The organism is Pseudomonas sp. BP8 (assembly GCF_017875955.1).
Lineage (GTDB): Bacteria > Pseudomonadota > Gammaproteobacteria > Pseudomonadales > Pseudomonadaceae > Aquipseudomonas.
In genome coordinates this window covers 994,118-1,009,972 of record NZ_JAGINK010000001.1, presented here as the reverse complement: position 1 = coordinate 1,009,972, position 15,855 = coordinate 994,118, and the positions used below count along the sequence as shown (strand labels likewise).

Genomic DNA, 15,855 nt, shown 5'->3' with positions numbered 1-15,855 from the left:
CCCCAGCGCCCCCAACAATCCGGGAACCACCCTTTTCAAGCGCAGGCTAACGAACGTAAAAACTCACTGCGATAAAGTGCAGCAGGCTACCGGCGATGACGAACAAGTGCCAAATGCCATGCCAATGGCGAAAGCGCCTGTCGAAGGCAAAGAAGATGATGCCGACGGTGTAGCACACACCTCCCGCCGCCAGCCAGGCGAAGCCCGCAGTACCGAGGGTGTGCAGCAGAGGGTCGACCGCAACCAGCACGATCCAGCCCATCACCGCGTAGATGATGATCGACAGCACGCGCGCTTCAGAACGCGGCTTGATCTCCTGCAACATGCCGATCACGGCAAGCCCCCAGACCACCCCAAACAGGCTCCAGCCCCACGGCCCGCGCAGGCTGACCAGGCAGAACGGGGTATAGCTACCGGCAATCAGCAGATAGATCGACAGGTGATCAAGCTTGCGCATGATCACTTTCGCCCGGCCGCGAGTGCTGTGATAGAGCGTGGAGATGCTGTAAAGCAACAACAGGGTGCCGCCGTAGATGGAGAAGCTGACGATCTTCCACGGATCGCCTTGCAACCCGGCCGTGACGATCAGCCAGATAGCCCCTGTTGCTGCGAGTAGCGCGCCGACCAGATGGGTCCAGGCGTTGAAGCGTTCACCGTAATACATGCAGAAAAAGACCTCCGATGGCCAGGCAGGTTCCTCATGTCGCGTACCAAGGCTACATCAGCGTCCAGCCGCAATGCTAACCGGCATCAGGTTGCAGATCCGCGTCACGCACCATCCGCTCCAACCCCACCAGATCTGGCACCCGCACCACTTGCTCACCCACCTGCACCGCCGCCACCTCCAGTTCAGCCAGCGGCACATCAACATAATTGAGCTGGCTGTCGAGCTTGCACGAGCGCGGAATATCCTGCAGCAGCAGCGCCAGGTAACGCAGCCCGGTATCCCCCAGTGCATTGAGCACGACGATCCGCGCCCGCTCGCCACACACGGTTTCGCCGCCACAGGCCGCCTCGAAGCCAATCAACGGCAGACGCTGCTGACGCCAGTCGATCCAGCCCAGGTGCCAGGCCGGTTCGCCAATCTGGCAAGACAACGCCCGCTGCCCGATCAATTCGGCCACGGCAACGTTGGGCAAGACCAGGGTGCGGTCGCCCAACGGCAACAACAGCCCGGTCAGCGTGCTGCGCTGGCCGGAGATATGCTCAAGCATGGTGCTGGCTCCAGTGGGCGATGCTCTGCAGCAGAAGCGACTCCTGATAGGGCTTGCCGAGGTATTCGTTGACGCCGATGGCCATCGCCCGGTCGCGGTGCTTCTGGCCGCTGCGCGAGGTGATCATGATGATCGGCAGGTCCTTCAGGCGCTCATCGCGACGGATCCGCGTGGCCACTTCAAAGCCGTCCATGCGCGGCATCTCGATGTCCAGCAGGAGCACATCCGGCCGGTGCTGTTCGAGCTGGGCCATGGCATCGACGCCATCCTTGGCGGTCAACACGCTCATGCCGTGGCGTTCAAGCAGGCGGCTGGTGACTTTGCGCACCGTCACCGAGTCATCCACCACCATCACCAGCAGACGCTGACGCGGTGCCGGGCCCAATAGCAGGCGCTGACTGTCGTTACCCGCAGGCAGGCGCGCCAAGCGCCGCTGCTGACCGCGCAGCTGGCCCAGCAGGTCAAGAATCAACACCACTCGGCCATCCCCAAGCAAGGTCGCCCCTGACAACCCAGGTACCGCGGCGAACTGCGGCCCCAGGCTCTTGACCACGATTTCGCGGCTCGGCGACAGGCTGTCGACCTGGATGGCAAACGACTGGTCATGGGAATGCACCAGCACCACCGGCAGCGGCACACTCTGGCCAAGCAGGCTCGGCCGGGCGACGCCACCCTGCAGCAGCTCACCAAGGTAGCGCAGCTCGTAAGCGTGGCCGGCATACACGTAGCGCGGCGTGTCCAGTTGGTAGCAGGTGGCAAGCTCGGCCGGCGGCACGCGCACGATGCCTTCGATGGTGTTGAGCGGGATCGCGTACTGCTCCTCGCCCAGGTGCACCATCAAGGCACGGTTGATCGACACGGTGAACGGCAGGCGGATCAGAAAGCGTGCGCCCTTGCCCGGGCTCGATTCGATGCTCATGGCACCGCCCAGCTGCTTGACCTCCTCATGGACCACGTCCATGCCCAGGCCACGACCGGAAATCTGGGTGATCTTCTCCGCCGTGGAAAAGCCAGGACGGAGGATGAACTGGAGGATTTCGTGGTCGCTCAGCTGCGCCTGCGGGTCGAGCAGACCGCGCTTGATGGCTTTGTTGCGCACGGCCTGCAATGGCACCCCGGCGCCGTCGTCGCTCATTTCGATGACGATGTCGGCGCCTTCGTGCAGTAGATTCAAGTGAATCGTGCCGAGCTCGGGTTTGCCCGCGGCCAGGCGCGCCTCGCGCGACTCCAGGCCATGGTCGACGGCATTGCGCAGCATGTGCTCGAGCGGCGCGACCATGCGTTCGAGCACGCTGCGGTCTAGCTCGCCCTCGGCATTGCCGACCACCAGCTCTACCTGCTTGCCAAGCTCGCTGGCCACCTGCCGGACCACCCGCTGCAAGCGCGGCACCAGGCGCTCGAACGGCACCATCAGCGTCGCAGTGAGGCCTTCCTGCAACTGGCTGTTGACCCGCGCCTGCTGCTGCAACAAGCCTTGCGCCTCCTGTGCGCGCTGGCTCAGGGTCTCCTTGAGATCAAGCAGGTCCGAGGCCGATTCGAAGAGCGCCCGCGAGAGCTGCTGCAATTGCGAATGGCGGTCCATTTCCAGCGGGTCGAAGTCGTCGTAGGCATCGCCTTCAAGCGGCGAACGGCTGGACATGCGCCCCTGAGTCTCGATGTCCAGGCGCAGCAACTGGTCGCGCATGCGCTCAAGGGTGGTTTCCATTTCGCTGAGGGCGAACTGCGCATCGTTGACCTGTTGCTCGACGCGCCCACGAATTACCGCATGCTCGCCGGCCAGGTTGCCGAGGTCGTCGAGCAGCTCGGCAGCCACCTTGACCATGTCCCCCGGTGCCCGCTCCGGTGTGCTGGCCGGCAGATCGGCAACGGCCGCCGGTTCACTGCTGGCGGTCACCGCCGGCTGGCCTGCGGCGCTGTCGGTGAGGGCAGCGCTGCTGAAGTTGCGAATGTAGTCGATCAGGGCCGTGGCGGCGTGCAGTGGATGGCCAAGGCGTACCGCATCAAGCATGTGCGCGAGACGGTCGTGGCAGTTCTGCAGCAAGGCGAACAGGGCCGGGCTGGCCGGCAGGCGTCCAGCGGCGAGCAGTTCGTAGAGAAATTCCAGCTCATGGGCGAGGTCGCCAATCGCGGCGATCTGCACCATCCGCGCACCGCCCTTGAGCGTGTGCAGGTCGCGCAACAGGGTCTCGACCTCGGCGCCGCTGCGCGGATCGGCCTGCCAGCGGGCCAGCGCCGAAGCGGAGCTTTCGACGATGTCCGAGCTTTCTTCGAGGAAGACGTCCAGCAGCTCCTTGTCACCCGGGCTCTCAGGCTCCTGCGTCGGTTCCTGGGCAATTTCGGCAGTGGGTAACAGTGTGATCCCGTCCTGCCCGACCAGGCCCATCGCATCCGGCGCGAGGGCGCTGTCGAGCAGCGCCCGCAGGCCATCGAGGCACTCCGGACGCGCTGCCACTTCCTGCCCGGCGGCGACCTCGTCGAGCATGTCGATCAGCACATCATGGCCCTGCTGGACCTGACTGAAGAAGCGTGGGTCAGCCGCCAGGCTGCCCTCTTCCACCGCGCAATAGACGTCGAGCAGCGCCTCGCACACCTCGTCCAACTGCCACAGGTCGGCCAGATGCGCGCCGTGGCCTAGGCTGGTCAGCGCATCCAGCAAGCCTTCGAGCTGGCTGCGCTGGCCCGGCGCCTCCTGCCAACTCAACAGCAACGACTCGGCCTCCATCAGGCTGTCCATGCCCTCGGCCAGAAAACGCGCGATCGCCTGTGGGTCGCGGCGTGTGCGGCGGCTGGGATGGGGTTCGTCCTGCAAGGTGGCCAGGCGAGCATCAACCCCTTGGCCGACCTGCTCGATCAGTTCTGCGGCGCCGGGGATAACCGTCAGCGGCGCGCTGTCGAGCTGCGCCAGGCCGCGCTGGAACAGGCTACGCGCGGTTTCCAGCCAGTCGATTTCGGCCTGTTGCAACGGCAACTGATGGCCTTTGTATTCACGCGCCAGGCGATCAAGGGCGGTCGCCAGCTCGGCGATCGGCATGACCCCGGCCATCGCCGCGCTGCCCTTGAGGGTGTGCAACGCACGCTGCAAGCTGTCGCTGACCGGAGCATCGCGACCCTCCGTGTCCCGCAGGAATGCCTCGAGGCTGGCCAGATGGCCCTGAGCCTCGTTGCGGAAGATCTCCAGCAACTGCGGATCGAGGCCGTCGACCTCGGGCGCCGACGGCGCTTCATTGTTGGCCAGCGCATGCAGGTGGGTCGACAACGGCTCGATATCGCTCAGCGGCGGCAAGTGGCCGACGGCAAAATCGGCAAGCAGGTCCGGCAGGCGCACGAACACCTGCTGCAAGGCCACCACCGCCTCCGCAGACAAACCAAAGCGCCCCTCGAGCACCCGATTGATCAGGTGCTCGGCGCTCCACGCCAGTTCGGCCAGGGCCTGCGCATGGACCATCCGCCCCCCGCCCTTGAGCGTGTGCAATGCCCTGCGCACTTCGATCAGCGCATCACGCAGGGAATTGTCGGCGCGCCAGCGCAGCCAGTGCCGTTCAAGGTCCGGCAACAGTTCATCGGCTTCTTCGAGAAACACTTCGCGCAGCTCGGCATCGATCTCTTCGACCTCGTCGGCCAGCACCCCATGCCGGCAGGTTACGCCCAGCGCAGCCAGGCTGGTCTGGGCCATCTCGATGAATCGCTGGCCATCGGCCAACGGATCGGCCACGCGCCATTGCAGGTAACACTCGGCGGCGCAGAGGGCGTCGGCCAGGTGGGTCAGCTCGTCGGCGGGCGGCTCTTGCTCGAGGTGCGCCAGCCAGCCCTGGACGTAGCCGGCCGCCCCGCCAAACACTTCAGCGGCGGCCGGTAGCATCAGCATCGCCAGCGCCCCGCGCACTTGATGGAGCAAGCCCGGCAGGGCCTGCAGGCGCTGCCGGGGCCAACCTGACTCGAGGCAGTCGTCGACCAGCTCCTTGGCCTGTTGCAAGACCGAGACAGCCTCGCCCAGGACCAACTGGCGGATATGCGCGAGATCCGAGCCGGGCATGCTGCCCTGGCCGCTTTCTTCCAGCGGGCCGACCATGCCGTTGAGGGTTGCCTCGACGTACAGCAAGGCGCCCGCGACGTCCATCAACAGCGCGTCGTCCACCGCTTGCTGATCCTGGGCCAAGGCCTGCAGGGCCAGCACCTGGTCGATGATGACGCGCCGCGGCTGCTGGAAATTCAACACCGCGAGGGTATCGGCCACCTGGCGCAGGGGCGACACCAACGCATCGAGCTGTTCACGGGTCTGCTCACCGCGCACGAACTGGTCCAGGCAGTCCTTGATCCGCATCAGGTCATCGCACAGTGCCCCCACCACCGAGCGCAGTGCGTCTCGACCCTGGCCGGCCTGCAACTGCTCACGCCAGTTACCCAGCGACAGGTCGAGATCGGCCAGGTCGGCGGCACCCGCCAGGCGTTGCGCGGCCTCGCCGATCAGACTGCCTTGGGCCAAGGCTTCGACCCCGCGGCATTCACGCAGGCGATTGAGCAGCGGCAACATGACCAAGGGCAAGTCGTGCCGCGCCCCGCGCAACCGCTCCAGGTACGGCGGCAATTGCTCAAGGCCACGGAACATCGCACCCAGGCAGTCGCCGCGCGGGGTGATCTGACCGTCAAGCATGGCTCGACCGAGCAACTCCAGCTCTTCAGCCAGGCGCGTTGCCCCGCGCAGTTCGAGCATGCGCAGGCAGCCGTGGACCTGGTGCAGGTTATCCACGTAAAAGGCCAGCATGGCCAGGTCGGCGGGATCGCCGGCAAACCGCTCCAGGGCCTGTCGGGCCTGCGCCAGGCAGTCGAGGATCGGCGCCTTGGTCCAGGCCAGGGCGACCGTGTCGTGGCGCTCGGGGCTCACTGCTGCAGAGGCCATCACTGTTTCCTCAACGCGGCTCGGCGGGTGCCGGCAAGGTGAAACCGGAGACCGAGCGACGCATCTCGCTGGCCATGCGTGCCAGGTGGCGGATGCTGTCGGCGGTGGCACCTGAGCCAGCCGAGGTCTGCGCGGTGATCTGCTGGATCACCGCCATGGTGTGCGAAATTTGCCCGGCCGAAGACGTCTGCAGCTGCGCCGCGTCGGAAATACTGTGGATAAGATCGGCCAGGGTCTGCGAAACACCCTCGATCTCGGCCAGGGCAACCCCGGCATCCTGGGCCAGGCGCGCTCCGCGCACCACTTCAGCGGTGGTCTGTTCCATGGAGATCACCGCCTCGTTGGTATCGGTCTGGATAGTGCGCACCAGCGCCTCGATCTGGCGCGTGGCCGACGACGAGCGCTCGGCCAGGCGCTGTACTTCATCGGCAACCACAGCGAAGCCGCGCCCGGCCTCACCGGCCAACGAGGCCTGGATCGCAGCATTAAGGGCAAGAATGTTGGTCTGTTCGGCAATGTCGTCGATCAGGCTGACGATATCGCCAATTTCCTGGGAAGACTCGCCCAGGCGCTTGATCCGCTTGGCGGTGTCCTGGATCTGCTCGCGGATGTTGTCCATGCCGTGGATGGTGTTGTGCACCACCTCGTTGCCCTTGTTGGCGATGGCCACCGACCGCTCGGCGACCTTGGCCGACTCGTAGGCATGGGCCGAGACCCGATCAATCGACTCGACCATGTCACCCACGGCCAGCGACGCCTCGCTGATCTGCTCGACCTGATGCTCGGAGGCCTTGGCCAGCTGGCGGGCGGTGTTCTGCGTGTCCTGCACGGCCGCGGCGACCTGCAGCGCACTGTGGTTGATCGTGGTGACCAGGTCGCGCAACTGGTCGACCGAGTAGTTGATCGAGTCGGCAATCGCCCCGGTGAAGTCCTCGGTAACCGACACGATCACGGTCAGGTCGCCGTCGGCGAGCTCTTCGATCTCGTCCAGCAGGCGCATGATCGCCTGCTGGTTGCGCTCGTTCTTCTTGGCAGTTTCGCGCAACTGGCGGTTGGTCGCACGGACCATCACCGAGCCGATGAGGATGATCGAGGCCAGCGCCAACAGGCCCAGCACGTAGCCACCGACGGTATCCAGGGTGCGCCCGTTGGCCAGGTTCTCGAAGCCGTTGGCCAGGTGCGAGGCTTCGTCGAGCAAGGTCTGCGACAGGCTGAAAATGTTGCCGGCAGCCTCGCGCACGCGGAACAGTTCAGGCGAGGTCTCGAGGATTTCATCGACACTGCCGGCGACAAACTGGAACAGTTCGGCGATTTCCGCCAGGCGTGCGCGCGCATCGGCGTCCGCGACCCGGGTCACCTGAATCGCCGGGTTGCCGCCAAGCATGCCTTCGAGCACCTGGCCGAAACGGCTGGCATCGCGGCCAAAGGCATCGGCGGCCTGCACCGAGGTGTCGTCGCCGGCCAGCACGGTGTTGACCGAACCCAGAATGCGCTCGGCCAGCAACAGCTGACGCTGGGCCACGGCCACCTGGCTGGCGGGGGCACCGCTCTGCAGCAGGATCTCGACGACTTTCTCGTACTCGACCTGCAGTTGCGGCACGGTCTCGGCAAGGGTCGCCGCCACCTGGTGCAACGACAGCACGGTCTGCTCGCTGGCAAGGATCGTGTCGGTGTTCTTGCGCAGGTTTTCCCAATCCTGGCGTACCGCTTCCATTTCATCGCGCACCTTGGCCGGCGCTGCGGGCAGCGCGGTGGCCTTGTCACCCTCGCGCAGGTAACTCCAGCGCCGCTCGAAGTCGTTGCGCGCATCGGACAGCAACCTGAACGCCAGGGCCTTGCCGGCGGCGGCCTCGGTGGCGTTCTTGGCGATGCGCTGGGACAACACCCGCAACTCGCCGGCGTGGCCGATGTACTGCTTGTCGTAGTTGGACTGGGTGTTGAGGTAGGCAAAATTGGCGAACAGCAGGATGATCGACAGGATCAGCACCATGAACAGCACGGTAATCTGCGCGCTGCTGCGTACGCGCGGGGTCACGGCAGGTGGAGTGACGGGGCTGGCGGGCTTGTTCACGGTCGATCCTCTACAACGCTACATCGAGAAAACCTGGCGCCTGGGCCAGGGCAAACGGACTGAAGATCGCCCAGTTGTGTTCACGTGGGAAATGCCCCTGGACGAAGGGCGCGGCGGCCGCCAGCAACGGTTGTGGCGGCGACAGGTCGAGGCTGCTCAGGTTGAAGTGCTGCAGGCCGAGTACCTCGTCCACCAGCAATCCGGCGAACAGGTCTTCGTGATCCAGAACCAGTACCCGCCGTTGTTTGCCGGGTGCGCCAGGACCCAGGCCGAAGAAGCTGCCCAGGTCCATCACCGGCAGCAGCCGGCCACGCAGATTGGCCATCCCGCGCACCCACGGTTGCACCCCGGGTACGCGGCTGCTGCGCGGCTCACGCAGCACTTCGGCGACTTCCACCATGGGCGCCACGAACCATTGCCGGGCCACGCGAAAGCCAATCCCGCTCCACTGTTGCAGGCGGGTGTCCTGCAACGGTTGATCGGCTATCAGCAGGCGGCAGCGTCGATCGATATCCAGCAGCAGCTCGAAGGCGGTCAACGACGCGCCCTGGGGGCGGGTGGTCAAGCCCCGAGCACTTCTTTGAGCTTGGCGATCAGGGCGTCTTCTTCGACGGGCTTGATCAAGAAGTCGCGCGCGCCCTGGCGGGTCGCCCAGACGCGATCGGTTTCCTGATCCTTGGCGGTGATAATGAGCACCGGAATACCGCTGGTGACCGGGTCCTTGGACAACTGACGGGTCGCCTGAAAACCGTTGAGGACAGGCATGACGATGTCCATCAGGACCACGTCGGGCTTTTCCTGGCGGGCCAAGGCCACGCCATTGGCACCGTTGTCGGCCTTGAGCACCTCATGGCCATGCTTTAGCAGTATTGCGGTCAGTTTGTGCAACTCTGTCGGCGAGTCGTCGACAATCAGAACTCGGGCCATGCTGTTTCCCCATGAAGGAAAAGTGACGCCGCCATGGCGGGCGGGGTCAGGGTGCGTGTTGTTCCTGCGCGGCGAATTCAGGCAGGTGGGCCCTGATCGCGTCGAGCAGTTCGTCCTTGCTGAACGGTTTGGTAAGGAACTGGTCGGAGCCGACCACCCGGCCGCGGGCCTTGTCGAACAGGCCGTCGCGCGATGACAGCAAGATCACCGGGATGTCCTTGAAGGCGCTGTTGTGCTTGATCACTGCGCAGGTCTGGTAGCCGTCCAGGCGCGGCATCAGCACATCGACGAAGATGATCCGCGGCATATGGTCGACGATCTTGGCCAGCGCGTCGAAACCGTCGCTGGCGGTGATCACCTCGCAGCCCGCTTCGGTCAGCAGCAACTGGGCGGTGCGGCGGATCGTGCGGGAATCGTCGATCACCATCACCTTCAGGGGTTGTTCCATAAGTGCGTTGCGTCCGCTTATCGCAGGCTTGCCCCACGATCAAATCGCCCGAAGGCCTATGCAGGCATTTTTAGCACACTCCTGATAGGCATTCCATCTGCCGCACCCCTTGACCATCCACGCGTGCGGCGCCACCCTGAGCCACTTTTCTTTTTCGCCATCGCGGCCAAGCGCCGCCAAGAGGACCCACCCATGAGCGTTCGCCTCGGGATTGTCATGGACCCCATCGCGTCCATCTCCTACAAGAAGGACAGCTCGCTGGCCATGTTGCTGGCAGCCCAGGAACGCGGCTGGACGCTGTTCTACATGGAGCAGCAGGACCTGTACCAGAGCGCTGGCGTGGCGCGGGCCAAGCTGCGCCCGCTGAAAGTGTTCGCCGACCCGGCGCACTGGTTCGAGCTCGAAGCCGAAGTCGACGCGCCGCTGAGCGACCTCGACGTGATCCTGATGCGCAAGGATCCGCCGTTCGACATGGAGTTCGTCTACAGCACTTACCTGCTGGAGCAGGCCGAAGCCGCTGGCGTGCTGGTGGTCAACCGCCCGCAGAGCCTGCGCGACTGCAACGAAAAGCTGTTTGCCACGTTGTTCCCGCAGTGCACCCCGCCGACTCTGGTCAGCCGCCGCCCGGACATCATCCGCGCCTTCGCCGCCGAGCATGGCGATGTAATCCTCAAGCCGCTGGACGGCATGGGCGGTACCTCGATCTTCCGCCACCGGGTCGGCGACCCCAACCTGTCGGTGATCCTCGAGACCCTGACGGCGCTGGGCACCCAGCAAATCATGGCGCAGGCCTACCTGCCGGCGATCAAGGACGGCGACAAGCGCATCCTGATGATCGACGGCGAGCCGGTGCCCTACTGCCTGGCGCGTATTCCCGCCAGCGGCGAGACCCGAGGCAACCTCGCGGCCGGTGGCCGTGGCGAGGCGCGGCCACTGACCGAGCGTGACCGCTGGATCGCTGCCCAGGTCGGCCCGACCTTGCGTGAGAAAGGCCTGCTGTTCGTCGGCCTGGACGTGATTGGCGAGCACCTGACCGAAATCAACGTGACCAGCCCGACCTGCATCCGCGAGATCGACAACGCCTTCGGCACCCAGATTGGCGCACAACTGATGGACGCCATTGATCGCAAGCTGAAAGCTCGCTGACCGCCGACGCGGAGTGAGATCGCGGAGTGCGGTATGATGCGGGTCTTTTTCACCTGACCCGCTGCCCTGCTCCGCGGTTGCTGGATACCTGATGACGCTGCCCGCTGACATCCCTTCTGACCTGTTGCCACCCCGCGTCCGCCCGGTGGACAGGCTCGGCTTTACCCTGTTTCTGGCTGCCCTGGTGCACCTGGCGCTGATCCTCGGGGTCGGCTTCAGCGTGGTCAAGCCCAGCGACATTCGCCACACCATGGACATCACCCTGGCCACCTTCAAGAGCGAGAAAGCGCCCGAAAAGGCCGATTTCCAGGCTCAGGACAACCAACAGGGCAGCGGCACCCTGGACAAGAAGGCGGTGCCCAAGACCACCGAGCTTGCGCCGTTCCAGGACAGCAAGATCAACAAGGTCACGCCGCCGCCCGCGGCCAGGGTCGAGACCCCGCCTGCGCCGCAGAAATCCGCTGTGGCCACCCAGGCCAGCAAAGTGCACAAGGTCGAGCCCAAGCCCAAGGAAACCAAGGCCCAGCCCAAGCCTGCTGCGCCGACCCCGGATTTCGACAGCTCACAATTGACCAGCCAGATCGCCAGCCTCGAAGCAGAGCTGTCAAACGAGCAGCAGTTGTACGCCAAGCGGCCGAAGATTCACCGCCTCAATGCCGCCTCGACCATGCGCGACAAGGGTGCCTGGTACAAAGAGGAATGGCGCAAGAAGGTCGAGCGGGTGGGTAACCTCAACTACCCCGATGAAGCCCGCCGCCAACAGATCTACGGCAACCTGCGGATGATGGTGTCGATCAATCGCGACGGCTCGCTGTACGAGGTGCTGGTGCTGGAGTCGTCTGGCCAGCCACTGCTGGACCAGGCCGCGCAACGCATCGTCCGCCTGGCGGCGCCGTTTGCACCGTTTACCGGCGACATGGCCGAATTCGACCGGCTGGAGATCATCCGCACCTGGCGCTTTGCCCGTGGCGATCGTCTGTCGAGTAACTAAGCCTCGGGCGCGCTGTGTCAGATCCGGCCTCTTCGCGGGGCAAGCCCGCTCCTGCAGTGATCACCACCGACCCTGTAGGAGCGGGCTTGCCCCGCGAAGAGGCCGGGCCTGACACTGCAAACGCTGGCGCCGAACGCGCAGTACACGGCTGCAGCCTTTTTCTCGCAGCTTGCAGCTTGAAGCCGGAGCCACCTGGCGCCACACTATCCCCCATGAAAACCCTCACCCCGAGTTACCTCAAGCATCAGTTCCTGATCGCCATGCCGCACATGGCCGATCCGAACTTTGCCCAGACCCTGACCTATATCGTTGAGCACAACGCCAATGGCGCCATGGGGCTGGTGGTAAACCGGCCGCAGGAACTCAACCTGGCGGATATCCTCGAGCAGTTGCGCCCGGACGAAGAGCCGCCGATGAGCACCGTGCACGTGCCGATCTACCTCGGCGGCCCGGTGCAGACCGACCGCGGCTTCGTCCTGCACAGCAGCGAATGCAGCTACCAGGCCACGGTCGAGCTCGAAGGCCTGTCGCTGTCGACCTCGCAGGATGTGCTGTTCGCCATTGCCGAAGGGGTCGGCCCGGCCAAGAGCCTGATCACCCTCGGCTACGCCGGCTGGGAAGCCGGCCAGCTGGAAGCCGAGCTGGCCGACAACGCCTGGCTCAACTGCCCGTTCGACCCTGAGATCATCTTTGGCCTGGCCAGCGAGCAACGCCTCGAAGCCGCCGCTGCGCTGCTGGGGATCAACCTCAGCCTGCTGACCAGCCAGGCAGGGCACGCCTGATGAGCGAAATTCGCCTGCTGCTGGGCTTTGATTACGGCACCAAACAGATCGGCGTCGCAGTCGGTCAGGTCATCACTGGCCAGGCCCGCGAGCTGTGCACCCTCAAGGCCCAGGACGGCATCCCCGACTGGGCCCAGGTGGAAAAGCTGATCAAGGAGTGGAAGCCCGACGCCATCGTCGTCGGCCTGCCGCTGAACATGGACGGCACGCCCAGCGAGATGAGCGCCCGTGCGCAAAAATTCGCCAACCGCCTGCACGGCCGCTACAACCTGCCCGTGCACACCCACGACGAACGCCTGACCACCTTCGAAGCCAAGGGCGAACGCATGGCCCGTGGCGGCCAGCGCGGCACCTATCGCGACAACCCGGTCGATGCCATCGCTGCAGCGTTACTCCTGCAGGGCTGGCTGGAGGCCAACACCGGGCACTAATTTCATCATTCGCTTTACCGCCGGGCCAACCCGGCGCCCCGAGGAGCACGCAATGAGCCTACCCAATCCCGCCGACCTGATCCGGCAGATGGCCGTCGACCTTCGCGCCCACCTGGCCCGCCGCGCCATTGCCGAGCCGCGTTTCATCGGCATCCGCACCGGCGGCGTCTGGGTGGCCCAGGCCCTCCAGCAGGAACTGGCCGATGCAAGCCCCCTGGGTACCCTGGACGTATCGTTCTACCGCGACGACTTCAGCCAGAACGGCCTGCACCCACAGGTGCGCCCTTCCGAGCTGCCGTTCGAGGTCGAGGGCCAGCACCTGGTGCTGGTCGACGACGTGCTGATGAGCGGTCGGACCATCCGCGCCGCCCTCAACGAACTGTTCGACTACGGCCGCCCGGCCAGCGTAACCCTGGTCTGCCTGCTCGACCTGGACGCCGGCGAACTGCCGATCCGGCCGAACGTGCTCGGTGCCACCCTGTCGCTGGCCGCCCATGAGCGGGTAAAATTGACCGGACCCGCACCGCTCGCCCTCGAGCGCCAGGACCTCGCCACCGCTTCCGCCCTTTAAGAGCACCCGTGATGACGCCATTCGACGCCAAGCGCCCGCTGCAGCTCAACGATCAGGGCCAGCTGCGCCACTTTCTCTCGCTCGACGGTTTGCCCCGCGAACTGCTGACCGAAATCCTCGACACCGCCGACTCGTTCCTCGAAGTGGGCGATCGGGCCGTGAAGAAAGTCCCGTTGCTGCGCGGCAAGACCGTCTGCAACGTGTTCTTCGAGAACTCCACGCGTACCCGCACCACCTTTGAGCTGGCCGCCCAGCGGCTGTCGGCCGACGTCATCAGCCTGAACGTGTCGACCTCCTCGACCAGCAAAGGCGAGACCCTGTTCGACACCTTGCGCAACCTCGAGGCGATGGCCGCCGACATGTTCGTCGTGCGCCATTCCGACTCCGGCGCCGCGCACTTCATCGCCGAGCACGTGTGCCCGGACGTCGCGGTAATCAACGGCGGCGACGGCCGCCATGCACACCCGACCCAGGGCATGCTCGACATGCTCGCCATCCGCCGCCACAAAGGCAGCTTCGAGAACCTCTCGGTGGCCATCGTCGGCGACATCCTGCACTCGCGGGTGGCCCGTTCCGACATGCTCGCGCTGAAGACCCTGGGCTGCCCGGACATCCGCGTGATCGGCCCCAAGACCTTGATCCCGGTGGGTATCGAGCAGTATGGGGTGAAGGTCTACACCGACCTCGCCGAAGGCCTGAAAGACGTCGACGTGGTGATCATGCTGCGCCTGCAGCGTGAGCGCATGGCCGGCGGCCTGCTGCCCAGCGAAGGCGAGTTCTACCGCCTGTTCGGCCTGACCACGGCGCGCCTGGCCGGGGCCAAACCGGACGCCATCGTCATGCACCCCGGCCCGATCAACCGCGGCGTGGAAATCGAGTCGGCCGTGGCCGATGGCAAGCACTCGGTGATTCTCAACCAGGTCACCTACGGCATCGCCGTGCGCATGGCCGTGCTGTCGATGGCCATGAGCGGCCAGAACGCACAACGACAATTGGACCAGGAGAACGGCCTGTGAGCATCAGCATTCTTGGCGCCCGGGTAATCGATCCGCGCAGCGGCCTGGACACCACCAGCGACCTGCACCTTGAAGACGGGCGCATTGTCGCGATCGGCGCCGCGCCGGCCGGTTTCAGCGCCAGCCGTACGATCCAGGCCGAGGGCCTGATCGCCGCGCCTGGCCTGGTCGACCTCGACGTCTCCCTGCGCGAGCCGGGTTACAGCCGCAAAGGCAACATTGCCAGTGAGACCCGCGCCGCAGTCGCCGGCGGTGTCACCAGCCTGTGCTGCCCGCCGCAGACCCGCCCGGTGCTGGACACTTCGGCGGTGGCCGAACTGGTCCTGGACCGTGCGCGCGAAGCCGGCAACAGCAAGGTCTACCCGATCGGCGCCCTGACCAAGGGCCTGGACGGTGAGCAACTGGCCGAGCTGGTCGCCCTGCGCGATACCGGTTGCGTGGCCTTTGGCAACGGCTTGAATCAAATCCCCAACAACCGCACCCTGGCCCGTGCCCTGGAATACGCCGCCACCTTCGACCTGACCGTGGTGTTTCACTCCCAGGATCGCGACCTGGCCCAGGGCGGCCTGGCCCACGAAGGCCCCATGGCCAGCTTCCTTGGCCTGCCGGGCATCCCGGAAAGTGCCGAGACCGTAGCGTTGGCGCGCAACCTGCTGCTGGTCGAGCAGAGCGGCGTGCGTGCACACTTCACCCAGATCACCAGCGCCCGTGGCGCGCGGCTGATCGCCCAGGCCCAGGAGCTGGGCCTGCCGGTGACCGCCGACGTCGCGCTGTACCAGCTGATCCTGACCGATGAGGCCCTGCGCGACTTCTCCAGCCTGTACCACGTGCAGCCGCCGCTGCGCACGGCCGCAGACCGTGATGGCCTGCGCGCAGCGGTCAAGTCGGGGGTGATCCAGGCGATCTCCAGCCACCACCAGCCGCACGAGCGTGACGCCAAGCTGGCGCCATTCGGCGCGACCGAGCCGGGGATCAGCAGCGTTGAGCTGTTGTTGCCGCTGGCGATGACCTTGGTCGAGGACGGCCTGCTCGACCTGCCGACCCTGCTGGCGCGTTTGACCAGCGGCCCCGCCGAAGCGCTGCGCTTGCCAGCCGGCGAGCTGAAAGTGGGTGGTGCGGCGGATCTGGTGCTGTTCGACCCGAAAGCCTCGACCGTGGCCGGCGAACAGTGGCTGTCGCGCGGCGACAACTGCCCGTTCATCGGCCACTGCCTGCCGAGCGCGGTGCGCTATACCTTGGTCGACGGGCACGTCTGCCACGAAGCCTGATCCATCCCGGGGCCGCTTTGCGGCCCTTTCGCACAAGGCCGCTCCCACAATGTCCGCGCATGTCCTGTAAATATGGGCATGACGCCGTCAGTG

Annotated in this window: 14 protein-coding genes; 7 read left to right on the top strand and 7 right to left on the bottom strand. The window is 65.5% G+C overall.

Annotated elements, in window-relative coordinates:
- Positions 1-46 precede the first annotated feature (46 nt).
- The 7 genes from J3B00_RS04440 to J3B00_RS04410 all read right to left on the bottom strand — a co-directional run bounded on the left by J3B00_RS04440 (position 47) and on the right by J3B00_RS04410 (position 9,557).
- Positions 47-664 (bottom strand): hemolysin III family protein, encoded by a 618-nt coding sequence (locus J3B00_RS04440; protein WP_209864510.1) that lies wholly within the window; start codon positions 662-664, stop codon positions 47-49.
- A 76-nt stretch (positions 665-740) separates the two neighbouring features.
- Entirely contained in the window at positions 741-1,214 is a 474-nt protein-coding gene (locus J3B00_RS04435) for a chemotaxis protein CheW (protein ID WP_209864507.1), read from the bottom strand.
- Entirely contained in the window at positions 1,207-6,111 is a 4,905-nt protein-coding gene (locus J3B00_RS04430; protein ID WP_209864504.1) for an Hpt domain-containing protein, read from the bottom strand. The genes J3B00_RS04435 and J3B00_RS04430 overlap by 8 nt, the downstream gene beginning before the upstream one ends.
- 10 nt (positions 6,112-6,121) lie before the next feature.
- Positions 6,122-8,182, bottom strand: coding sequence for a methyl-accepting chemotaxis protein (locus tag J3B00_RS04425; RefSeq protein WP_209864501.1), 2,061 nt, complete (start codon positions 8,180-8,182; stop codon positions 6,122-6,124).
- Positions 8,183-8,192: 10 nt separating this feature from the next.
- Positions 8,193-8,747 carry a chemotaxis protein CheW gene (locus J3B00_RS04420; RefSeq protein ID WP_209864498.1) on the bottom strand — a complete coding sequence of 185 codons (555 nt, stop codon included), beginning with the start codon at positions 8,745-8,747 and terminating at the stop codon, positions 8,193-8,195.
- On the bottom strand, positions 8,744-9,109 hold the full coding sequence (gene pilH / locus J3B00_RS04415; protein ID WP_209864495.1) for a twitching motility response regulator PilH: 366 nt from the start codon (positions 9,107-9,109) through the stop codon (positions 8,744-8,746). The genes J3B00_RS04420 and pilH overlap by 4 nt, the downstream gene beginning before the upstream one ends.
- Positions 9,110-9,155: 46 nt before the next feature.
- The gene (locus J3B00_RS04410; RefSeq protein ID WP_209864492.1) at positions 9,156-9,557 is read right to left on the bottom strand and encodes a response regulator; all 402 of its coding nucleotides are present in this window, start codon (positions 9,555-9,557) and stop codon (positions 9,156-9,158) included.
- A gap of 192 nt (positions 9,558-9,749) precedes the next feature.
- Here J3B00_RS04410 and gshB point away from each other — a divergent pair, with 192 nt between their 5' ends.
- The 7 genes from gshB to J3B00_RS04375 all read left to right on the top strand — a co-directional run bounded on the left by gshB (position 9,750) and on the right by J3B00_RS04375 (position 15,762).
- Complete coding sequence (gene gshB, locus J3B00_RS04405) at positions 9,750-10,703, top strand: glutathione synthase (protein ID WP_119146823.1); 954 nt, start codon at positions 9,750-9,752, stop codon at positions 10,701-10,703.
- A gap of 91 nt (positions 10,704-10,794) precedes the next feature.
- Positions 10,795-11,694, top strand: a complete 900-nt coding sequence (locus J3B00_RS04400) for an energy transducer TonB (RefSeq protein ID WP_209864489.1) — start codon at positions 10,795-10,797, stop codon at positions 11,692-11,694.
- A 212-nt stretch (positions 11,695-11,906) separates the two neighbouring features.
- Positions 11,907-12,476, top strand: a complete 570-nt coding sequence (locus J3B00_RS04395; protein WP_209864486.1) for a YqgE/AlgH family protein — start codon at positions 11,907-11,909, stop codon at positions 12,474-12,476.
- The gene (gene ruvX / locus J3B00_RS04390) at positions 12,476-12,907 is read left to right on the top strand and encodes a Holliday junction resolvase RuvX (RefSeq protein WP_209864483.1); all 432 of its coding nucleotides are present in this window, start codon (positions 12,476-12,478) and stop codon (positions 12,905-12,907) included. The genes J3B00_RS04395 and ruvX overlap by 1 nt, the downstream gene beginning before the upstream one ends.
- A gap of 52 nt (positions 12,908-12,959) precedes the next feature.
- Positions 12,960-13,478: a bifunctional pyr operon transcriptional regulator/uracil phosphoribosyltransferase PyrR gene (pyrR, locus tag J3B00_RS04385; RefSeq protein ID WP_209864480.1), complete on the top strand. Its 519-nt coding sequence runs from the start codon at positions 12,960-12,962 to the stop codon at positions 13,476-13,478.
- 11 nt (positions 13,479-13,489) lie between these two features.
- Positions 13,490-14,494, top strand: a complete 1,005-nt coding sequence (locus tag J3B00_RS04380) for an aspartate carbamoyltransferase catalytic subunit (protein WP_209864477.1) — start codon at positions 13,490-13,492, stop codon at positions 14,492-14,494.
- Positions 14,491-15,762, top strand: coding sequence for a dihydroorotase (locus tag J3B00_RS04375; RefSeq protein WP_209864474.1), 1,272 nt, complete (start codon positions 14,491-14,493; stop codon positions 15,760-15,762). Before J3B00_RS04380 ends, J3B00_RS04375 begins: the two co-directional genes overlap by 4 nt.
- Positions 15,763-15,855 lie beyond the last annotated feature (93 nt).